Consider the following 21,397-nt stretch of genomic DNA (forward strand, 5'->3'; position numbering starts at 1 on the left):
ATCCGACCTGCTGCCCATGACGACCCCGATCAGGGGCTGAGAAGAAAGACTCATGGTGAACATCATAAAGCAAGCGGGGAAATGGGGCGGATGGTGTTGCAAACAAGGGCAGAAAGCGCAGAGGGACAGGACATTGTAGGGGCCAGGCATGGCTAGCCGAGAGCCGAGAGCCGAGAGCCGAGAGCCGAGAGCCGAGAGCCGAGAGCCGAGAGCCGAGAGCCGAGAGCCGAGAGCCGAGAGCATCGTGCTGTACGTCAATAAAATGGTCAAGGGGCACTGTAGGGGCGCAGCGTGCTGCACCTTAACGCTTAAGCCAAAGCTTTTCAAGCCCTCGGCCCTATGCCCTCGGCCCTCAGCTATACTGTTTTCTGTATGCACAGCATGCCCTCACAGGGATCGGCCAAGCAGGACTGGCGCAAATGGGCCAGAAGCACCCGCAAGGCCACACCCGATGTTTCCGACGACATCATCCAGCACCTCGCCCAGTGGATTTACGATCAGGACATCCAGCATGTCTTGACCTACAAGGCGTTTGGCAGCGAAATCAGCCTTGAACGCCTGCCCAAACTGCTCCCTGATGTGAGCTTCTATGTCCCCAAAGCCGAAACCGAACCCGAGCCCCACATGACCATCCACCCATGGGAAACCGCGACCCTGCGCCATGCCCTCGGGATGTTGCAACCCCCACCCGGCACCCCCGAGGAGGACCCTTCGGTGCTGCAACTGGTCCTGATTCCCGGTCTGGCCTTCGACCACCAAGGCTACCGTCTGGGCTACGGGATGGGCCACTACGACCGTTTCCTCTCTGGGCTCTCCAGAGACTGCAAACTGGTCGGTGTCACCTCCGACGCCTTGCTGGTCAAGAAGTTGCCCCACGAGCAGCACGATCTGCCCGTTCAATGGATCGTCACGGAGTATGGCCTCACGGAGACCAACTCGGGGTTTTAAAGTTTTCAGAATCCCACCCAGAGACACAGCACACCCACTTTGTGCTGTGTTTTGCTTTGACCTCACACCCTTTTGACCTTTTTCCTCTGGTGACGGGGAGGGGCCTTGAGTTGTGCTGGAAGATGCTTTTCAGCCCTCGGCCCTCGGCTCTGGGCCCTCGGCACCTCAGGGTGTTGACAAAACCTTCTGACTTCCGTATACTTCTCCATGCGTCTGAGGCTGGTCGCCAAGACGAAGCTGGATATCCGGTCTGGAGGGATGGCTGAGTGGTTTAAAGCGGCGGTCTTGAAAACCGTTGTAGGGCGACCTACCGGGGGTTCGAATCCCTCTCCCTCCGCCAACGACGTTTCCAAGGGTCCTTGGAGAGGTGGGTGAGTGGCTTAAACCATGCCCCTGCTAAGGGCACGTACTCCAAAAGGGTACCGAGGGTTCAAATCCCTCCCTCTCCGCCAATTTGGTTGGCGTTTTGAAAAAGGAATGTGGCTGTAGCTCAGTTGGATAGAGCGTCTGACTACGGATCAGAAGGTCGTGGGTTCGAATCCTCCCAGCCACGCCAAAAGAACCCCCCGAGACATCTCGGGGGGTTTTGCTTTGCATCTGCACTTCACTGCCCGAGCATCAAAATCAGTGGGGCCACCATCAAACCCAGAAAAATGGACAGGGACACGATGCTGGAGGCCAGTTCGGTGTCCAGTTTTTCCAACACCGAGAAGGTCAGGGTGTTGGTGCCTGCGGGTGCGCTTGCAGCCAACAACAGCATGGTCCGGTTGATCCCGGTCAGGCCCAGAGCCTGCACCATCAGGTAGCCCAGCCCGAAACCCAGCAGCATCCGAATGAAAACCGCCATGAAGGTCACAGGCAGGTTGCTGAGGCGTGGATTGAAGAACATCCCCAGAGACAGCATCCCAAGGGGCAGGGTGGCCATGCCCAGCATGTTGCAGGTGTTCATGATCGGCTCTGGAACAGGGATGTGCAGGACATTCAGCAGCAAACCCACAAAAATGGCAATGATCGGCGGAGATTTCAAAATCTTGCTGTGCATCTTCTGCTGGACTTCGTGCTGGCCCATTCTGGCAGCCAGAGCATACCCAAAAGTGAACACCACCAGAGCGTTTCCGAGGTCCAGAAAAGAAATTCGGCCTGCTTCTTTGATGCCATACACCGCCACAAAGAAAGGCAGCACAAAGCCGATGTTCATGATGGATGCACCCAACAGGAACGTGCCAAATGAAGCTCTGGGCAATTTGAGCAGTTTCCCGGTTCCCAGAGCAATCAGGTATATCCCGAAAAACATCACCACCGACAGGACGGGCAAAAGCAGCAGGTCGTGACCGATGTGAAGTTCGCTGATGGAGGCAATGAACAGGGCCGGGGCCGTCACGTTGAACACCAGTTTCAGCAGGGCCTCACCATCCCTGACGGACAGGATGTTGTTGCGCCGCATGACCAGACCGATCAGGAAGATCAGGATCATGGGAAGGGTTTGCATCAGGGTGGTCATGGGTCACCTTACCCCCTGTCCTGAAGACACAAAACAGGTCATCTCGACAATCTGGCACATTTCAAGGGGCCACTTCTGCGACATTCTTCCCTTCTTTTTTGGGGCGCAAGATGCACAATGGACCCATAGGAGGCACAACCATGACCCGGATTCTGGTTCCCACAGATTTTTCTGAAGGTGCCCACAAAGCCCTGAAACTTGCCCGAGAATTGATGCCCGAGGCCCAGATCAAACTGGTGCATGTGTTCAACCCCGAGGTGCGTTCTCTGCCCTATCAGGCTTCTCTGGGCATTCAGGCCAACCGTGAAGATGCGGAGAAGCACTTTCAGGACGAGGTGCTCGCTCAATTTGAAGAGGCCCAGAGGGCCAACATGGAAACCGAAGTGGTGGTCGGGCATCCTGTCGAGGCCATCGTGGAGAGTGCCAGACTGTTTGGTGCCGATTACATCTTCATGGGCACCCATGCCCGCAAAGGATTGAATTTGTTTTTTCTGGGCAGCGTGGCACAGGGTGTGATGCAAAGAACCCCGGTTCCTGTGATGGTGGTTCCCAGCCACGATTGAACCCAATGGCAAATCCTGCCAAAAAGAACCCCTCTGAAGTTCAGAGGGGTGGTGTGTCATGCAGCTTGATTGAGGAACTTTGAAGGTGTGTGATGAACTTTTTATTCTTTGCCTGCCCCTTCTTCACCAAAAAGCTGAGGGTCAGTGCTGTCGTTCTGACGGTCTCCTTTCTGATCGTCTTGAGCATTGGAGAAAGTTTGATTTTGATTCCACTGTTCATTTTCAGTCTGATGCTTGTCTCTTTCGGCAACGGGACTGACTTTGTTTTGGTTTTCTTCAGATGAAGCACCAGGGCTGCTGTTCACTGCCATAGGGACCTCCTTCATGAAAATCTCGAGCGTTGACCTGATGGTACCCCCGAGATTCTGTCCAGATTGTCAGAAATCATGTGTTCCAACCTTCATGAATGCCATGAGGCCATGTGTTGCATTTAACAGTGAACAGCAGATTCAAATGAATCTGCTGTTTCCAAAACCCTTCCTCGGGAAGAAAGCTTTTTTATTCTTCTGATAAATGCCATCAAATCTTTACATCAAATGGGGATGATCTTGTGTTTCCAGACCGCTGGTGACTTCATTGTAGATGCAATTGACTTTGATGACTTCATTCAGGTGGGTGCCTTTGGATGGGGCCTCCAGAAAAGCCTGATACCCCTGTGCATCGAGATCGTAATACCTGTAAACACTGGCATTGTGGAATTCGATTTCCAGCACTCGGGTTCGGGGATCGTAGCCTGCACTTTTGATCACGCTTGAGGTCACGGGTTCACGTTTCATGAAAACCTCCCTGTGCTTTAAGTGTACGCCTGTGCATTTTCAGGTCTGTCATGACCAATGGCTAAAGCCGTTGGCTTGCATCTGGACTCCACCGCAACTCCGAGTACCTTTTCAGGCGCTCGACTTTGGTCTCAATGTCCGACACATCAGGGATGCATGACAAACACCCCGTACTGGCCCAGTCTTGCCGGACCAGCAATGCCCTCAGTCCTACGTTCCTTGCCCCCACCAGATCCGCATGCAGTTGATACCCGCAACTCTCACACCCAAACATCAAGCCCTTCTCAGGCCTGTTGCCCCGAGAGCAATGTCCACATCTCGGGCAGGTTTGACTGGTGTAATGGGCATCCACTTTCACCACCATCGACCCACGCAATGGAGCTTTGTACGCCAAGAAGCCCAGCAACTCAGCGTAACTCCACCTTGTACGTCTCCGGTTGGCCTTTCTTTGCTTTTCAGAACTGTTGGGTCTGGAGCGTCTTTCGATGCGATCACGGATTCCAGTCAGTGCTTCAACTCCAATGAAAGCTTGGGGGAAGGTCTTGAGGATTTGAGCGGCGAGAGAACTGTTGGTGTCAGCAATAAACCGTCTTTCCCTTCCCGACAACATCACCAGACGGCGCATGGCGGAACGGGTGCCTTTTTGCTGAAGACTTTTGCGGGCTTTAGCGAATCTCTCCGCTTTGCGCAGGGTTGCTTTGCCCGACTTGAAGAGGGTTTTTCCAGAGGTACTCGATGCCGTGGCGAAGTAGCGCATGCCCACGTCCACCCCCACCACCTGCTTGTGGGTGGAGGGGTCAGGGTCAGGCAGATCAATGGTCAGGGGAACCAGCAGGTAATACTGCTTTTTGGCTTTGTTGTACCAGAGTTTTCCCGTTCCCATTTCAGCACCGTTGGTGATGGACTCAAGGTGTTTGGCCTGGCCTTCGTAGGCGAGGACCAGGCGGCCTTGCAAGGTCATGATGCTGACCTGCTGGCCTTTCTTGAATGAGTAATCACGCTGGTACTGGTAGCTGAGGGTGCGGGAAACAAACTTGGGCGCGTTGTCCAATCCCTTGTACCGTCTGGCTTTGGGGTTGAGTTCACGCGCGACTTGACTCTGTTTGACTTTGGTCCAGAGGGTCTTGTAGGTGGCTCCAACGTAACGGGGAACCGAGCAGGCCATTTGGGCACCCAGTTTGAAGCGTTGCCTCAAGGTTGCGTACACTTCTTTTTGGATTTTGGCGGCATTGGAGGTTTTCTCCATCTCGAAGGCCTTTTGGGAGGTGTAGTTGAGCGCATCCCGATAAGCCAAAGTCACCTGATCCAACAGGGTTTTCTGTTCCCTGCTGTGGCACAACTTCAGTTTGGCAGTCAGCGTCAACTTCACATAAGGAGTATACCGTGTTATGTGAACATCAGGCAATGGCAATCGGCGCAGTTGCACCGCCGGGGTTCTGCCTCCCATGGTTCAAACCTTGGGCTTCTCACCCCGGACCCCCTTTTTGTGAAGTCTCCTCCTGCCCTGCTTCATCTTCGGGTGTGCTGGCAAATTTGGGAACCCGGCTTCGCAAATCGCCCCCGGTGAACAGCATCAGGCTTTTCAGGCTCAGGATGTACAGGGCCAGAGGAAACAGCGTGGAGATGCTGATGCCCATGTAGAGCGTCCCTTTGTGGGTTCCGTCCATGCGCTCCAGGCTGCGCACGGCCTGTTGGATCACGTATTCTTCGGTGTTGCGGAAGGTGGCGAGGGCCAGCGAAAAGCTGTTCCAGTGGTTGGCGAACAGGATCAGGGCCAGCACAGTCAGCACAGGGGCACTGAGGGGGAAGATGATGCGCCAGAAGATCATCCATTCTCCGGCACCATCCACTCTGGCGGCCTCAAGGGTTTCTTTGGGGATGCTGGCCTGAATGTACTGGCGCATCAGGAACACACTGAAGCCACTGACCAGAGCGGGCACCCACAGGGAACGGGGATCTCCGGCCCATCCGAGGGTGTTCATCAGGATGGCGGTGGGGATGGCATTCACCGTGGGCGGAAACAGCATGCTGAACATCACCACGGCAAAAAGCAGGTTCTTGTATTTGAATTGGTGGTGGGCAAAAGCGTAGCCCGCAAGGTTGCTGACCAGCAAGGTGCCCAGTGTGGCAACCCCTGCCAGATAAAGGGTGTTCCAGAGGCTTCGCAGCAAGGGGATGTTGTCTTTCAGGTCCTGAAAGTTGGCTGCGGTGTTGCTTCCCACCCCGAACAGTGGAGGCACGCGGTAAAATTCCCCATCGGTCTGGGTGGCCCAGAAGAAGGTTTGCAGGAAAGGCACGATGGACAGCACACATCCCAGCAGCAAGAACATCCCGAGGATCACTCTGGCATAAGGTTTGAAGGGATGGTCTTTGGCTTTGCCTTCCATCTGCCACGAGAGTTCGATGCTGCTGGCCCCTCTGCCAAACAGCAGGTAAGCCACCCCAATGAACAGCATCATGCAGCCAAAGAGCATCAGGTTCATGGCCGAACCGCCCCCAAAATCGCCGTTGAAGGCACTGGTCCTCTGGATGAACGAACTGATGCTGGACCCCTGCGTGTCAAAAAAGCCCAGTTGCTGCAAGAAACTCATGCTCAGGGCGAAGAACACCATCGGGCGGATCAAGGGAAACACAATGAAACGCAGTTGCTGCCAGAGGGTGATGCCGTCCAGTCTGGAGGCTTCAAAGAGGCTTTTGGGGATGGTGCTCATGATCATCAGGTACAGCAGCACATTCCAGCCGATGTACTGCCAGATGTCCGGAAGGATGTTCAGCAGGGTGAAAATGTTCTGAAACACCCAGCTTTGCAAGTGCACCCCCACCACTGGAATGCGGGTGATGGTTTCGGCCATCTGCACACTGAACTGCACCAGTTGTTCATTGAAACTGCGGTACAGAAAGAAAATCGCCAGAGGGGCCGTGATGTAGGGCAGGAAGTAGATGGCACTGACCCAGCTTTTCCAGCGCTTGAAGCCCACCGTGAGCAAAAAGGCCAGAGGAATGGCAAACAGATGCTGCCAGAGTGAGGTTTGCAGGGCACCTGTGAAAGAGCGCCTTAAAGCACCCAGAAACCGTTCGTCTTGCAGGTAGTAATCGAAATTGGACCATCCGGTGAACCGCACCGGGTTGAGGTTGTCCACTCCGGCCCAGTTGGTGAGGGCACTGAACACCGTGAACAGGAAAGGAAACATCCAGAACAGGGCAAAAAACACAAAAAAGGGTGCGATGAACAGGTAAGGCACCCATGCCCGCCTGTCTGTGGCAGTGGAAGAAACGGGGGCTGGACGGTCTGCTTTCAGCATCGGGTCTCCTCTGGGGAATCGAAAGGGTTGCGCCCATTGTAAACCGCTTGTTTGTGCACAATGTGCAGACACACCTGACGCACTTTGAAAGCCCCAACCTGTCTAATCAACCCATGAAAACACACCAGCCGAGCACAAATTCTGAATCTGTTCATGTGGCCTGAGAAAGCCATCAGCCCTCAGCTTTCAGCAGTCAGTGAAAGAATCTTTTGCCAGAGCATGAGGAACAAAGCTTGTGTCTTGCATTGGAATTTTAACATTCTCTCTGTGGATGCAAAAGCAAAGAGGTGCGCTTTGTGCTGATGGCTGAATGCTGATGGCTGACCGCTTTTGTGAGAGGAGGAGCCAAACCCGAAACTTTACACTCACTCTGCCAAAACCCCCACCTTCTGCAACACCTCGCGCATGACCCGAGCACGCTCCAGTGCAGAAACAGAGGCCCCTGAAGGCTTCAGCAGATCGCTGGCCATCTGCCATCCCGCAGGATGTTCCAGCAGGGGCTCAAGTGCGGTCACCACATCAAAACGGTGGTCTTTCAACAGCAGTTCTGCGAACTTCAGGTAAATGCCGTGCTGGTCCAGAGGGCAATTGAGCCAGTGGCCCGATACATCGGGCAGGTCGCGGGATTCGATGCGCTCTGGATCAAGTTGCAAACTTTCCGGGCAGGCGAACTGCACACTGCTGGCAAACTTGACGGTCCAACCTTCCCATGCCGCTTGCAGCAACTCCATGTAGCAAGACAGCATCACTGGAAATTCCGTGAAAATGTCCCAGTGGTACTGCTGGCCCTGCAAACCGTAAACCGGTTCAGCATCGGTGGACCAGTAATCAAAACAGAACACCAGGGTCTTGAGGTCCCAGTGCAGCAAAAAGGCCCCCTCACACCAGAGGCTGTCCCGCAGAAACTCCACAGGGACCGCATCGGTCAACTTGAGGTTTTGCAAGGTCAAGGCTGGACCCCAGAAGGTCAGGTTGGGAATGTGAATGCCGCTCCAGCGGTCTGTGAAACAGTGGGTTTCCTGATCTTTGACAAGAATGAAATTGGCGCGATGTCCCATGGCCCACATCCTATTTGGACCGTGTTCAAAAAAAATCGCAGAGATGCCTGAGGCCAAACCCGTGGTTCATCCCCCCGGCAAACTCCCTGAAAACCAGCCAGAGAAACCCTGTGTTTCCCGGCTCAGCACTCTGGCGGATCCCTGTCTGGTAGGCCAGAACACCCATCCATCACAGACAACACGCCCTTAAAGTGGGTCATTATGGCGCACATTGTTGTTTTGACCGGCGCAGGCATTTCCGCAGAATCGGGCCTCAAAACCTTCCGTGATCTCGGGGGGCTCTGGGAAACCCATTCTGTGGAAGACCTCGCCTCCCCTGCTGGATTTCGCAAAAACCCCCAATTGGTGCTGGATTTTTACAATTTACGACGCAAACAGGCCCTGCAAGCCCAGCCCAATGCTGCACACCTCGCTCTGGCCCAGTTGGAGCAAAAGCACCGGGTCAGCATCATCACCCAGAACGTGGACGACCTGCATGAACGGGCAGGCTCCAGCAGTGTGTTGCACCTGCACGGAGAGCTGCGCAAAGTGCGCTCCACACAGGATCCCAATCTGATTTACGACATTCAGGACATCGACCCTGAAACGCACGAAATCCATGTGGGCAGCACCTGTGAACTCGGGGCGCAACTCCGTCCACACATCGTCTGGTTTGGCGAGATGGTCCCAGAGATGGAAAATGCCGCTGCCCTGTGCCAGACTGCCGATTTCTTTCTGGTGGTCGGCACTTCCCTGATGGTCACTCCAGCAGCCACCCTGATTTACCACGTTCCTGAAAAGGTCCGCAAATGCATCATTGACCCACAGATTCCCGAAGTGCCCAAAGTCAAGAACCTGTACAGCATTGAGGAAAAGGCGACTCTGGGTGTACCAAGGCTGGTGGAACAACTTTTGAGGTGAATTCATGACCGTTCAAGCCAAAGACCATTTTGTTTTTCAGGGTCGGGTGTATGCCGTCCTTGCTGCTTCGAGCAGACCTGTTTTTGATGCGTCCATTTTTCCCTTCAAACCCAACCTGCACAGCACTGCAACATACAGAGGACATCAGGCCACTTTTGCCATTGAACAGCATCAGTTGGTGCTCCATGAGGTGCTGGCCGGACGGCAAGATCCACCTGTACCTTTTTGTGGCGTGATGCCAACAGAGGTGGATCTTGTTCCTGCACGCATCCGCAAAATCACAGGTTCGATGTATCAGCAATTACATCATCCTCTGGATTTCACTGGCAGCATCCTGATGGGTGATGGGTTCGAATTTGAACGTCAGGTGCCAGAAGGCTACTGCCACCTCTGGAAATACCACACTTTTATGGAATTGTACTTTCAGGGAGGGCAATTCCTTCGTTTCCGAGATGTGTCTCCTCAAATGGACATCTGGAGAAGTTCACAAAGACAGAGAAAGGATCCCGTTTTCGGTGAAGGTGCAGGCTTGGCTTACCTGTCAGAATATGATCCTGAAGCTTTGAAATGAAAATGAAGGGCGAGGCATGCCTCGCCCCTACAGGTTGTTTGGAGATGAATTTCAATCACCTTTTTGTGGTGCTCTCGGCCCTCAGCCCTCGGCTCTCGGCTCTTTCAGAGGGTAGTAATACAACAATTGCGGTCCATGCGGTCCCATCCGCGTCCGACCCTGATCCAGATACCCGAGTTTCTCGTAGAGGCTCTGGGCTTTGTGGTTGCCGTTGTTGACCGCCAGAACCATTTCAGTGGCTTCCGGATAATCCCGTTTGGCCACCTCCAGAGCTTGCAGCATGGCGGCTTTGCCGTATCCTTTGCCCTGTTCACGGTGGTCAATGGAGAATGCCCGGAACAGCACGCTGTGGTCACTGTAGGCAAAGGATTTGATGGTTTCTCCACCGTGCAGCACAAAAAAACCGATGGGTTTCTCTGGCTGGTCTTCCAGAACCACCGCATAGTGCCTGCGTTCAGGGTCGATGGAGAAGTCGTCGAGGGTGTCTCTGGGGTGGGCCGTAAAACGCCGGTCATCGTCTGTCAATTGGTAGTGTCTGAACAGAGGGGCGTCTGCTCGGGTCACGGTTTTCACTTCCATGGTTTCAGTATGTCAGATTGTGGGCCTCAGGAACCTCTTTTAAAAGGTTTGAGCACCACCAGAGCCACAGCACCGATGATCAGACCCACAGCCAACCAGCCTTTGAGGGGGAGGCTTTCTCCGGCCAGCAAACCCCCAAGCAGCAAGGCAATCACCGGGTTCACGTAAGCAAAACTGGTGGCAATGGCAGGACGGGTGTTCTGAATCAGGTAAGCACTCGCGGTGTAAGCAATCATGCTGCCGAACACCACCAGGAAACCCAGAGCCCCCCATGTGTGCAGGGTGGGCATTTTCAGCATGTGTTCACCAAGGAGGAGGCTGATGGCAAAGTTTTGCAGCCCAGCAAACAGCATCATGTAGCTGTTGAGGGTGAAGGTCTCGGGGGTGTCTTTGCCTTTGAGCCAGATGCTGCCGTAAGCCCAGACCACCGGAGCGATGAACAGGCAGATCAGGCCCAGAGGGGTGGCGGCCATGGGCTGCTCCAGATTCAGGAACACGATGCCTGCAAACCCGAGCCCGAGTCCCATCAGGTCATTCCGGTTGGGTTTCTGCTTGCGGGTGAGGCCCCAGAGGGTGCTCCAGAAGGGGATGGTTGCCGCCGCCAGAGCGGTCATGCTGCTGGTGGCCCACTGCTGGGCGTAAACCAGCAGCATGTGTCCGATCACCACCAGAAAAATGCTGGCCACGAAGGCATTCCACAGTTGTTTTCTGCTGGGAATGGCTTTGCCTTGCAGCAAAGTGATGCCCACCATCAACAAACCCGCAAGGGTGAACCGCACCCCGCCTTGCAGAAAAGGCGGAAAACTTTCCAGCGTGAGATGCACCGCGTAATAGGTGCTGCCCCAGATCAGGTACACCGCCACAAGGGCAAGTGGAACAAGGTTGGTGGGTTTTCGCAGGGTGCCCGAAAGGATCATGCTGGCATTTTAGGCAGGAATGCCTCACTCTGGAATGGAGTTTTAGGGGTGTTTTCTGGATTTCACCCGGATTTTTCGGTCAAAATACCAACATGGCCGAAAATGTTTCAACACTTGACCCGATTGACCTGAAAATTGTGCGTGAGTTGCACCAGAATGCCCGCATCACCTTCACCGAACTGGGGAAAAGGGTGGGGTTGTCCACGGCTGCCGTCACCGAAAGGGTGCGCAGACTGGAAGCCAGTGAAGTCATTCGGGGCTACCGTGTGGAGGTGGACCCCAAGAAACTCGGGTTTGATCTGGAGGTGCTGATCCGCATGCAGGCCCCCGGTGAACGCTGGTCGGCGATCAATCGGTTGCTGCGCGGGCACAGCGAGGTGCTGGAGTGCTGGAACGTGACCGGATCGGACTCTTACATTTTCCGGGTGATGCTCAGGAACACCGAGCACCTGCAAAAGTTGCTGGGCAACCTTTCGATGCATGGCACCCTGAACACCTCTCTGGTGCTGGAGAAATCTGTGGAGCATGGACCGGTGGACCACCTGATCGAACAAAGCAAAAAACAGGGATCCTGAGAGGTCTTCTCAGGGTGTCAATCAGGGTCAGCCTAAAGTCTGACCTCTGGCATATCATCGGAAAAAGCGTTCAGCATTCAGCATTCAGCCGTCAGCCAAAGCCCACCCAGAGGCTTTGGCTTTCGACAACAGCAAAACAAAAAGACGCAAAATGAAAGCCACTCGGCTGATAAGGTCAAAAGGCATCAAGAAAGATTTCCTCTTGGCTGATTGCTGATCACTGATGGCTGACCGCTCTCGCTGTTTGCATCGCCCAAACAGTGACTTTACGCCGACCCCAGGGTGTCAATACAGGATCTCCCCAACCCAGAGTCCCCTACCACCAGAACCCAAAATCTGACAGAAATCTGAATGTCGTCCAGAACATTAAAAACCTGTTTCTCGAAAATCCATACATTTTAGACTCAGTTCAGACATCAGGCAGCATGAACGTTCATGAACAGCGTTCAGGGGTTGTTCAGGGGTGTTCATGCACACTGTGATCACATCCAGAGAAGAGCGTGATGCACGCCAAAAGCCTCTGGATCAGGACAGTGGTGCAAGCAGTTTTTCCCTCAGGTCGTACGCCCTTTTTCCTGGTCACCCGATCCCTCTACAGGCAACCCTCTGCCTTCTCCCTCCGTAGAGACTTTGTAGAGATCTGATCTTCAGACTGTAAGGTACAGGCAAGTGGCCACGCCTGAACTGAGACGCGGAGTTGGTTTGGAATGTTGGAATTGTCAGAATTGAACAGCACGTTTCGTTTCCTCCCCCCCATGGACTTCGATGGGTGCACCCCCTGGCTCACCTTGATGGGCTTCTGGAGCACCGAAGAAGTCAGGCACGCCGAAGGTGTGGCCCGCTGGTCGGTCAAAATTGCTGCAGAACTGGGCTGGTCTGCCCTGCAATGCGAAGAACTGCGTCAGGCAGCCCTGCTGCACGACATTGGCAAAATGGCCCTGCCCCAGAGCATCATCTTCAAAAACGGTCCCCTGACACCTGAAGAAGCCCGCCTGATGCGCCAGCACACCCTGTTTGGCATGCAGGTGCTGGGATGCGTGCAAAGTCCGGTGTTCGCCATGGCTGCACAGGTCGCCATGACCCACCACGAGCGCTTCGATGGCACAGGGTATCCTCTGGCTGTGGCAGGCAAGAACATTCCTCTGGCAGGCCGCATTGTGGCTGTGGCCGATGTGTTCGACGCCCTGACCCGCGAACGCACCTACAAACAGGCATGGAACGTGCAAGATGCCATCCGACACATTGAAAACGAATCTGGAAAACAATTTGATCCAGAGGTGGTGCAGGCCTTCCTGAAAGCCTGCATGACCGAATACCCTCTGGCCTGATTCTTCTGTTCTGATTCTGCTGTCCCTTCCAAACCCAAAACGTTGACCTGCTTTTTCAGGGGTCCGTTTTTTTGCACCCCAAACCGCATCCCCATGGGCCTGCATGTCTCACAGGTCTGGATGCCTGAAGTTCCCCACACCCACCAAGGAGTTGTTGATATGCGTCAAATCATGGTTTCTGCCACCCTCATTTCTGCCCTGCTGGCTTCTTGCTCCAGCACCAATGCATTGCCACAGGCCAGTGTTCAGCCCCAGAACGTCACCGTTCAGGTCAAAGACGTGTCTTTTCAGGGTCCTTCCTGGAAAGGTCAAAACATCACCCTGACCGGCAAGCTGTACCTCCCCGGCAATGTGGCCCCTTCCCAGCCCCTGCCTGCTGTGGTGATGATGCACGGCTGCAGCGGCATCTGGTCCCGCAAAGACGGCAAACTGGTGACCGACGCCAATGGAAATTACGTGGTAGGCAGCCTGTTCACTGCATGGGGCAAACGTCTGGCCAGCAATGGATACGTGGCCCTGCTGGTGGACAGTTTCACCCCCAGAAACAACCTCGATGGGGTGTGCGACCTTGACCCGAGCGTGACCGGCATCTCTGAAGTGACCGACCGTCCTCTGGACGCTTACGCCGGGTACACCTTCTTGCAAAACACCTACGGCAACTGGGTCAACGTGCAAAAAGTGGGCTTGCTGGGATGGTCCAACGGTGCTTCTGCCACACTGTCTGCTCTGGCCAGCAACACCTGGAACAGCACAGCTTTCAAGGCCGGGGTGGCCTTCTATCCCGGATGTGGCCTGTACGGATCTTACGGAGGGGTGGCGCAGAGCACCTACGTGCCTTACGCTCCCTTGCGCATCTGGCACGGATCCATCGACCCTCTGTATCTGGGCGACAGCAAAGCCAGTTACCCCTGCACCCAGAGGGTGGACCGGGCCAAACTGCTGAGCCCCAATGTGGATTTCTCCATGACCGTCCACTCTGGAGCACAGCACAGCTTTGATCAGGCCAAAACCACCGAAAGCAAGTGGACACAGGCGGATTTTGATGCCCAGACGGCTGCAGATGCTGCCACCTTGAATTTTTTCAATGGCAAATTGAAATGACTTGAACCACATCCACAAAGGAGGTCACTGAAAGGTGGCCTCCTTTCTCTGGATTGTTCTCAGGTGAGCCCTTGCAGGTTTGCTGGGAACAGGGCCTGCACATAAGCAAAAAGCCCGATTCCAAAAAGCCCGAGAAACAGGTTCACCCCGATTTTGTACAGGGAGGTCTGCTTGCGCACGTTTTCTGTGAGCAGAAAAACCAGCATCAAAACAATGAAAAGCCCTCCACCCCATGGGTAGGTGCTCCAGAGGAATTCAAACACCTCATGGCGGGTGGCATTTTGCCTGAGAAAGTCTTCGAGTGCCGGAATGCGTCCCCAATACCACAGGAAAAACACCATCCAGACCGTGCAGGCAACGGCAAGGGTGAGGATCCTTGGCAGGTGCAGGCTGGGGGCTTCCTGTTCCTGTTGCTCCTGCTGAAATTCTCTTCGCATAGGTCAATTGTAAGTTTTATGTAACTTTACAACAAAGGGCAAAAACACCTTTTTGGACTGGTTTTGAACTTTTCTAAAATGCCACAAGGCGAATTTTGGTGTTTCGCTCAAAAAAGAAACCCCTGACCGGAGTCAGGGATTTTGAGGTTTCAGAAGGAATCAGGCGCCAGCAGAAGGCTGATCGGGGCTGGGTTGGGGAGGAATCACTGGAGGAGCGTCTTTGGGACGGTCCAGCAGCAAGAGGTCCAGCACTTCAGAAACGGTGGCCACCGGAATGATTCTGAGTTCCTTGCGGATGCTCTCTGGGATGTCCACGAGGTTGGGCTCATTGTCCTTGGGCACAATCACCGTGCGGATTCCGGCCTGGTGGGCAGCCAGCAGTTTCTCTTTGACCCCGCCGATCCTGAGCACCTTGCCACGCAGGGAGATTTCGCCGGTCATGGAGACATCCATGCGCACCGGACGTCCAGTGATGGCACTGGCCACTGCGGTGGCGATGGTGATGCCAGCGCTCGGGCCATCTTTGGGGGTGGCTCCGTCGGGGAAGTGCAGGTGGATGTCGAGTTTCTTGTAGAACTCGGGGTCTGCACCGTACTTGGTGGCATGGGCACGCAGGTAAGCCACAGCAGCTTGCGCAGATTCCTTCATCACGTCGCCCAGAGATCCAGTCAGGCTGACTTTTCCGGTTCCGGGGGTGGCAAGGGCTTCCACAACCAGCAGGGCTCCTCCAACGGCAGTCCAGGCCATGCCCTGAGCGGCACCCACCTGAGGCTCGCGTTCCATCTCATCGCGGCGGTAGCGGGGCACCCCGAGGTAATCGGGCACCTGAGGGGCATCGATCACTTTGGTGTCGTCCCAGGGGGTTTCCAGCAGTTCTCGGGCGGCTTTGCGGGCCAGCTTGGAGATTTCGCGGTCGAGGTTGCGCACCCCGGCTTCTGCGGTGTACTCCTGAGAAATGCGGGTGAGGGCACCGTCGGTGACTTCGACTTTGCTTTCCACACCGTGGGCACGAAGTTGACGGGGCAGACGGTATTGCTTGGCGATCTGCACCTTCTCTTCGAGGGTGTAACCGGGAATCTGGATGACTTCCATGCGGTCCAGCAAAGGACGGGGAATGGTGGACAGGCTGTTGGCTGTGGTGATGAACATCACGTTGCTCAGGTCGTACTGCACTTCCATGTAGTGGTCCTGAAAGGTGTTGTTCTGCTCGGGGTCCAGCACTTCCAGCATGGCAGAAGCTGGGTCGCCTCTCCAGTCGGCACTCATCTTGTCGATCTCGTCGAGGAGGATCACGGGGTTCACCACTCCGGCCTGTTTCATGGCCTGAATGATGCGTCCGGGCATGGAGCCGATGTAGGTGCGGCGGTGACCACGGATTTCGGCCTCGTCACGGACCCCACCCAGAGCCATCCGCACGAAGTTGCGGTTCAGGCTGCGGGCGATGCTCTTGCCCAGAGAGGTTTTACCCACACCGGGAGGGCCAACCAGACAGAGAATGGGGGCACGCAGTTCACGGTCATTCTTGTCTTCTTTGCCTGCACGCAGTTGGCGAACGGCGAGGAATTCCAGAATGCGCTCTTTGACGTCTTGCAGACCGTAGTGGTCTTCGTCAAGGAATTCGCGGGTGCGCTTGATGTCGAGGATTTCCTCGTCGGACTTGGTCCATGGCACGTCCAAGAGCCAGTCGATGTAGTTGCGGATCACGGTGCCTTCAGGGCTGCCACCGGGGGTGCGCTCCAGACGGGCCAGCTCCTTGAGGGCTTTCTCCTGCACCTTCTCGGGCATTCCGGCCTTCATGATGCGGTCGCGCAGGGCGTCCATCTCTGCGGGGCCTTCTTCGCCATTGCCCAGTTCTTTGGAAATGGCTTTCATTTGCTCGCGCAGGTAGTACTCGCGCTGGTTCTGGTCCATCTGCTCTTTGACCCGCTGGGCGATCTGGCGGTCCAGATTGAAACGCTCCAGATCGCGGTTGAGGTTTTTCAGCACCAGTTCCACACGGTTGGACACCGGAACAGCGTCCAGAATGGCCTGTTTCTCATCGACAGACCAGGTGGAGTGGTGGGTCAACAGGTCTGCATACAGGCCTGCATCGGTCAGGGAGCGCAGGTTTTCAAGCTGGAAGCTCTCCAGACGCAGGTTTTTGTTTTGTTTGACGTACTCCTCGAAGGCGTTACGGGCTTCGGGCAACAGGACCTGGGTGACGCGCTCGTCTCCGAGGTCTCTGGGTTTGGTTTCGGCATTGACCCTCAGGTAGGGGGAGGGCAGGTATTCGGTGACTTCGGCACGCTCAAGGCCTTCGATCAGGACTTGCAGGGTGCTGTCAGGAAGGCGAACCACCTGTTTGATGACGGCCAGAGTGCCCATCTTGTGCAGGTCTTCGCCGAGGGGGTCATCGGTGCGCTGGTCTCTCTGGGTCAGCAAGATCACCCGTTTGTCGCTGGCCTGGGCTTCATCGATGGCGCGCTTGCTCTTGGCGCGGCCCACATCGATGTTGACGGTGGTGCCAGGCATGATCACCGTGTTTCTCAGTGCGATTACGGGAAGTTCCCAGATCATGTGTCTCTCCTTGAAAAAGCACCCTAGGGGGGTCAGGTGTGGTGGTTTTACATTAACACCTGAAAAGGGCTGGCTTGGGTAAGTCTTCTGACGGTTGGGTGGTGTGCTGCTCTACAGTGTCCCTGATTTGGTTTTGGTCTTTCAGGGAAAATCTGAACAACGCACCCGGTGTGATGCATGTTCAAATCTTACTCTGGTGCCTGAAACCCTGCTGTGATCTGGGTCTCATTCTATAAACAAACTTGAGCATGCTTGACTCAAGTTTACTTGGCCCATTTCAGGGATTTTTCTCATATACCAAAAAAGATGATTCCTGCTCCCATACGCTTCCAATGCAAAAAAACAGCCTTTCCTACCTCCATCATGACACGCTTGAAAAGCAACCCAGAGCACCTTCATCACAGGCCCAAGGCCAGTGGTGTGCTCTGGTGGTGTCCTGCCGATTCATGACGCTTACAATAAAACACTTTTCTGCTGTTCAACAACAGCAAAAAGGCGGATGGAGAGATGCTGACCATTGGGCCTTGTGCAAAAAGCGGTCCCTCTGCACACCCATCCCTACAACGTACGTCTGAGATTTCTGACTCTGGGCGCAGCACGCTGCGCCCCTACATTTGCCTTCTGCCTTCTGCCTTCTGCAAGCTTCTCAGGCGTCTTCATCCCAGAGTTTCTGCATCTCTGGACTGCTCTGCAAAAGTTCTGCAAGGCTGCCCTGCGCCTCAATCTGGCCGTCTTTCAGCACGATGATGTGGCTGGCCCGTTGCAACGCCACCCGGCGGTGGGAGACCACCAGACAGGTGACCGCTCTGGACTGGAACAGACCGTCCCAGAGTTGCTTTTCGGTTTGCACGTCGAGGGCACTGGACAGGTCATCGAAGATCAGGAGGTCGGCTTCACGGGTGAACATGCGTGCTGCACTGGCCCTTTGCACCTGCCCGCCAGAGAGTTTGACCCCTCGGGTGCCCACCATGGTTTCCAAGCCGGATTCCAGCGTGGTCACGTCTGGTCCCATCACAGCAAGATCCAGGGCGTTGTCCAGAGCAGCGTTTCTGCGGTCTCCCAGCAGAATGTTCTCTTGCAGGGTTTCGCTGAACAGTCTGGGCACCTGAGCCGTGTAAGCAGAGTGCGGAGGGGTGAAGAAAGTGGCTGGATCTTCCACAGGTTCACCGTTCCAGAGGAGGGTTCCGGCATCTCTGGGCAGCAAACCCTGCAATGCACGCAGCAAGGTGGTCTTCCCTGCCCCAATTCGACCTGTGATCACCACAAAATCATTGCGTTTGACTGTGAAAGTGATGTTCTGGATGCCACTGCTGGACTCTGGATACTGGTAGGCCAGATCATGCACCTCCAGCACCTCCAGAGGGGTGTACTCGCGGGCTCCGGGCACATACTCGGGAATCTCACCGAGGAATTCCAGAGGGGTGCGGTTCACGATGTCCTCAGGTTCAGCGTCTTGAAGGACGTGTTCGATGCGGTCGAAGGCCACACGGACCCGTTTGTGCTGGGCCATCACATCGCCCAGAAAAGTCAGACATCCGGTGATGCTGGGCAGGAACTGCATGAACAAAGCGAAATCCCCCACCGTGAAGTTGCCAGAGGCCATTTTGGAGGCAGCCAGCATCAGGACCACACCCATGCCGATGTTCACCAGTCCAGTGTTGGCACTGCGGATCAGTTCGATGAGCAGCACATCCTTGAGGGCCGCTTTGCGGCGCGTTTCCCCGAGGGTCTCGAAGTGCTGGGACATCGCTTCTTCCTTGGAAGCCACTTTCACGGCCTGCACGGCATGGAAAGACTCACCAATGAAGTCGGTCACGGCAGAGGTGGCTTCACGCATGCGCCTGCGGTACGTCCGGATGATCGGGGACAGGCGGCGCATCAGGAAGGTCATCAGGAAAAGTGGGGTGGTGACCAGAGCGGCAATGTACGGATCCACGGTGTACAGCAGGGCAATAGCGATCAGGGCCTGCAGCATGATGCCCCACACGTCGATCCAGTTTTCGGCGTAACGGGTCACGTCTTCGGCATCGTCCCGGAAACGGGAAACCGCTTCGCTGCTGGACTCGGGCATCAGGCGGGAACCCGGGGCATTCAGGAGGTGGTCCATCATGTTGCGCCGCAGGTAAGCGGTGATCATCAGGTAGTACTTGCTGAAGGTGTCGAAGGCGTAGCGGAACACCACCACCCGGCCCATGTATGCCGTGACCAGCAGGGCAATCAGGGTCCAGATGTTGAGGCCCGCAGGAGACTCACCCGAGAGTTTGTCAAAAATCAGTTTGAAGAACCAGCCGAAACTGGCCGGAATCGCATGAAACGCCGTCCAGGTGATGACGTTCCAGATGAAGTGTCCCTGCCGGTAAGACAGCACAAGGCGCATGTACTGCCAGGTGGTGAGGGTGCGTCTGGGGGGTGCTTGTGTGGCCATGGTCAAACTCCCAATTTTTCCAGCTCGGCTTCGAGGTTGTCGGCCTTGCTGACTTTGAGCATGCGGGCGTAACGGCTTTGAGGGTCGCGCTTCAGGTCCTCACGGTCACCAAATTCAAGGATCTCTCCCTGAGACAGGACCATGATCTTGTCGGCGCGTTCCACGGTGTCCAGACGGTGGGCAATGATGATGCCCGTTCTGCCCGAGAGCAGCCTCTGGATCGCCTGATTCAGGTGGCGTTCGGTGGCCGGGTCGAGACGGCTGGAAGGCTCATCCAGAATCACCAGACCGGGATCCTGCAAAAACACCCGTGCGAAGGCCAGCAGTTGGGATTCTCCGGCACTGAGGCCTGCTCCGTTGGCTTGCAGTTTGGTGTTCAGTCCTTCAGGGAGGGCATCCACCCACTGGTCCATCCCGAGGTCTTTCAGGACCGCCTGAATCTTGCTGTCGGGAATGGAAGGGTCAAAGAAAGTCAGGTTTTCGCGGATGGTGGCGTGAAACAGTTGCACGTCCTGCGTGACCATCCCAACCTTCTGGCGGAGGTCCTTGAGGGGCACATCCTGCGAGTTCAGACCACCCAGTTTCAGGGTTCCGGTGGTGGGATCGTACAGCCTGAACAGCAAGCGAACCAGAGTGGACTTCCCACTTCCGGTGCGCCCCAACAGGCCCAGCACTTCTCCGGGTTTGAGCTGGAAGGTCAGGCCTTTCAAAACCAGATGGTCCCCATAAGCGAAAGTGAGCTGATCAAAGTCCACGCTCAGTGCGCCAGAAGGCAAACTCTGGGTGCCGTGGTCCTCGATGTCCAGCTTTTCTTCCAGCAGTTCTTCCACACGCAAAATGCCTGCACTGGCTTTCTGAAACTCCTGCATCTGGCGGGTGATTTCATCCAGAGGGGCTTCCAGCATCCGCATGTAATTGAAAAACAGGTACACGGTGCCGAGGGTGATCAACCCTTGCTGAAAAAAGTAAACCCCCACCCCGAGGGTGAGGCAGTAACCCAGCGAGAACAGCACCATCATGCTGGTCCAGATGGTGGAGCGCATGTACCAGGCTTTGAGGTTCTTGTCCAACCAGTCTCTGGCAACGTGGTGCATGCGGTTCATGGTGTATCGGCCGGCACCGTTGGCCCGGATGTCGTCCAGTCCGGCCAGACGTTCCTCAATGAAACCGAACATGCTGGCACTGGCTTCGCGTTCCAGTCGGGTGGCCGGGACTGCCACCTGAGAACGCCTTTGCAGCACGAAAAAAATCACCACCACATAAGCGGTGATGATCAAGCCCACCCGCCAGTCTTCACGCCACAGCAAAGCCAGGGTGCCCAGAGCCAGCAAGGCACTGGAGGTCACCCGCACCACAAATTGCGAAAAGAAGTTGGAAATGCTGGTCACATCCCCATCGATGCGCTCAATGAGTTCTCCGGGGGTGCGGTCTTTGTGGAAGCGCATGTCCAGACGCATCACCCGGCGGAACAAATCCACCCTGAGTTGGTTGGTGGAACTCCAGCCGATGTCGGCACTCAGGTAGGTGGAGAGGGCGCTGAGGCCCTGATTGACCAGAGCAAACACCAGAAACATCACGGCCAGACGGAACAGGGTGCTTTCCGAGGCCTTTTGGGTGGCAGCATCAATGAAGTCACGGGTGATCTGCGGAATCCAGAGTTGCAGACCAATGCCGATCAGCATGGCCACCAGCAGCAGGCCCACTTTGCCTTTCAGGGGGCTGAGGTACTGCCCGAGAATTTTGAGATAACGTTGCATACACACTCCTCAAGCTGCAAGGATCAACAGCATTAAACCCAGCTTAAAAGAGTGTGAGGCCAAAGACACCTGATGCAATGGTCTAATCGACTCTGGGTGCGTT

19 protein-coding genes and 3 tRNA genes are annotated in these 21,397 nt (G+C 55.4%); 10 read left to right on the forward strand and 12 right to left on the reverse strand.

Annotated features, from left to right (window positions below):
- The first annotated feature begins 372 nt into the window (after positions 1-372).
- The 4 genes from Q371_RS19930 (at position 373) to Q371_RS19945 (ending at position 1,504) form a co-directional block, all read left to right on the forward strand.
- The gene (locus tag Q371_RS19930; RefSeq protein ID WP_051964881.1) at positions 373-948 is read left to right on the forward strand and encodes a 5-formyltetrahydrofolate cyclo-ligase; all 576 of its coding nucleotides are present in this window, start codon (positions 373-375) and stop codon (positions 946-948) included.
- A gap of 252 nt (positions 949-1,200) precedes the next feature.
- Positions 1,201-1,288 (forward strand) — tRNA-Ser (locus tag Q371_RS19935).
- Positions 1,289-1,309: 21 nt separating this feature from the next.
- A tRNA-Ser gene (locus tag Q371_RS19940) sits at positions 1,310-1,400 on the forward strand.
- Positions 1,401-1,427: 27 nt separating this feature from the next.
- Positions 1,428-1,504: transfer RNA gene (locus Q371_RS19945), tRNA-Arg, on the forward strand.
- Between the two features lie 48 nt (positions 1,505-1,552).
- On the opposite strand, the gene Q371_RS19950 is transcribed toward Q371_RS19945, so the two are convergent.
- Positions 1,553-2,449, reverse strand: a complete 897-nt coding sequence (locus Q371_RS19950) for an AEC family transporter (RefSeq protein ID WP_034343863.1) — start codon at positions 2,447-2,449, stop codon at positions 1,553-1,555.
- 140 nt (positions 2,450-2,589) lie between these two features.
- On the opposite strand from Q371_RS19950, the gene Q371_RS19955 reads away from it, so the two are divergent.
- Positions 2,590-3,012 (forward strand): universal stress protein, encoded by a 423-nt coding sequence (locus Q371_RS19955; protein ID WP_034343866.1) that lies wholly within the window; start codon positions 2,590-2,592, stop codon positions 3,010-3,012.
- 101 nt (positions 3,013-3,113) lie between these two features.
- Here Q371_RS19955 and Q371_RS19960 read toward each other — a convergent pair whose 3' ends face one another.
- The 5 genes from Q371_RS19960 to Q371_RS19985 all read right to left on the reverse strand — a co-directional run bounded on the left by Q371_RS19960 (position 3,114) and on the right by Q371_RS19985 (position 8,148).
- Positions 3,114-3,323 (reverse strand): hypothetical protein, encoded by a 210-nt coding sequence (locus tag Q371_RS19960; RefSeq protein WP_034343869.1) that lies wholly within the window; start codon positions 3,321-3,323, stop codon positions 3,114-3,116.
- Positions 3,324-3,539: 216 nt separating this feature from the next.
- Positions 3,540-3,788, reverse strand: a complete 249-nt coding sequence (locus tag Q371_RS19965) for a KTSC domain-containing protein (RefSeq protein ID WP_084571560.1) — start codon at positions 3,786-3,788, stop codon at positions 3,540-3,542.
- Positions 3,789-3,849: 61 nt separating this feature from the next.
- Positions 3,850-5,157, reverse strand: a complete 1,308-nt coding sequence (locus tag Q371_RS19970; RefSeq protein WP_034343872.1) for an RNA-guided endonuclease InsQ/TnpB family protein — start codon at positions 5,155-5,157, stop codon at positions 3,850-3,852.
- A gap of 97 nt (positions 5,158-5,254) precedes the next feature.
- Complete coding sequence (locus Q371_RS26100; RefSeq protein WP_051964882.1) at positions 5,255-7,090, reverse strand: ABC transporter permease; 1,836 nt, start codon at positions 7,088-7,090, stop codon at positions 5,255-5,257.
- 365 nt (positions 7,091-7,455) lie between these two features.
- Complete coding sequence (locus Q371_RS19985; RefSeq protein WP_157442838.1) at positions 7,456-8,148, reverse strand: hypothetical protein; 693 nt, start codon at positions 8,146-8,148, stop codon at positions 7,456-7,458.
- A 201-nt stretch (positions 8,149-8,349) separates the two neighbouring features.
- On the opposite strand from Q371_RS19985, the gene Q371_RS19990 reads away from it, so the two are divergent.
- Together Q371_RS19990 and Q371_RS19995 are read left to right on the forward strand one after the other, a co-directional pair.
- Positions 8,350-9,048 carry an SIR2 family NAD-dependent protein deacylase gene (locus Q371_RS19990; RefSeq protein WP_034343880.1) on the forward strand — a complete coding sequence of 233 codons (699 nt, stop codon included), beginning with the start codon at positions 8,350-8,352 and terminating at the stop codon, positions 9,046-9,048.
- A 4-nt stretch (positions 9,049-9,052) separates the two neighbouring features.
- The gene (locus Q371_RS19995) at positions 9,053-9,619 is read left to right on the forward strand and encodes a hypothetical protein (RefSeq protein WP_034343882.1); all 567 of its coding nucleotides are present in this window, start codon (positions 9,053-9,055) and stop codon (positions 9,617-9,619) included.
- 81 nt (positions 9,620-9,700) lie between these two features.
- Here the strand turns inward: Q371_RS19995 and Q371_RS20000 are convergent, their stop codons facing one another.
- Together Q371_RS20000 and Q371_RS20005 are read right to left on the reverse strand one after the other, a co-directional pair.
- The gene (locus tag Q371_RS20000; protein ID WP_034343885.1) at positions 9,701-10,198 is read right to left on the reverse strand and encodes a GNAT family N-acetyltransferase; all 498 of its coding nucleotides are present in this window, start codon (positions 10,196-10,198) and stop codon (positions 9,701-9,703) included.
- A gap of 26 nt (positions 10,199-10,224) precedes the next feature.
- Positions 10,225-11,115, reverse strand: coding sequence for an EamA family transporter (locus tag Q371_RS20005; RefSeq protein WP_051964884.1), 891 nt, complete (start codon positions 11,113-11,115; stop codon positions 10,225-10,227).
- 92 nt (positions 11,116-11,207) lie between these two features.
- On the opposite strand from Q371_RS20005, the gene Q371_RS20010 reads away from it, so the two are divergent.
- From Q371_RS20010 to Q371_RS20020, 3 genes are all read left to right on the forward strand, one after another.
- Positions 11,208-11,690, forward strand: coding sequence for an Lrp/AsnC family transcriptional regulator (locus Q371_RS20010; protein WP_034343887.1), 483 nt, complete (start codon positions 11,208-11,210; stop codon positions 11,688-11,690).
- Between the two features lie 707 nt (positions 11,691-12,397).
- Positions 12,398-13,018 carry an HD-GYP domain-containing protein gene (locus Q371_RS20015; RefSeq protein WP_051964886.1) on the forward strand — a complete coding sequence of 207 codons (621 nt, stop codon included), beginning with the start codon at positions 12,398-12,400 and terminating at the stop codon, positions 13,016-13,018.
- Positions 13,019-13,177: 159 nt separating this feature from the next.
- Positions 13,178-14,119 (forward strand): dienelactone hydrolase family protein, encoded by a 942-nt coding sequence (locus Q371_RS20020; RefSeq protein ID WP_051964889.1) that lies wholly within the window; start codon positions 13,178-13,180, stop codon positions 14,117-14,119.
- Between the two features lie 59 nt (positions 14,120-14,178).
- Here the strand turns inward: Q371_RS20020 and Q371_RS20025 are convergent, their stop codons facing one another.
- The 4 genes from Q371_RS20025 to Q371_RS20040 all read right to left on the reverse strand — a co-directional run bounded on the left by Q371_RS20025 (position 14,179) and on the right by Q371_RS20040 (position 21,294).
- A complete protein-coding gene (locus tag Q371_RS20025) occupies positions 14,179-14,556 on the reverse strand; it encodes a hypothetical protein (protein WP_034343890.1) in 378 nt (125 codons plus the stop codon).
- 159 nt (positions 14,557-14,715) lie between these two features.
- The gene (gene lon / locus Q371_RS20030; RefSeq protein WP_034343893.1) at positions 14,716-17,112 is read right to left on the reverse strand and encodes an endopeptidase La; all 2,397 of its coding nucleotides are present in this window, start codon (positions 17,110-17,112) and stop codon (positions 14,716-14,718) included.
- Positions 17,113-17,758: 646 nt separating this feature from the next.
- Positions 17,759-19,537 carry an ABC transporter ATP-binding protein gene (locus Q371_RS20035; RefSeq protein ID WP_034343895.1) on the reverse strand — a complete coding sequence of 593 codons (1,779 nt, stop codon included), beginning with the start codon at positions 19,535-19,537 and terminating at the stop codon, positions 17,759-17,761.
- A gap of 2 nt (positions 19,538-19,539) precedes the next feature.
- Positions 19,540-21,294 (reverse strand): ABC transporter ATP-binding protein, encoded by a 1,755-nt coding sequence (locus Q371_RS20040; protein ID WP_034343897.1) that lies wholly within the window; start codon positions 21,292-21,294, stop codon positions 19,540-19,542.
- Positions 21,295-21,397: the final 103 nt, after the last annotated feature.

It is taken from the genome of Deinococcus misasensis DSM 22328 (assembly GCF_000745915.1).
Classification (GTDB): domain Bacteria; phylum Deinococcota; class Deinococci; order Deinococcales; family Deinococcaceae; genus Deinococcus_C; species Deinococcus_C misasensis.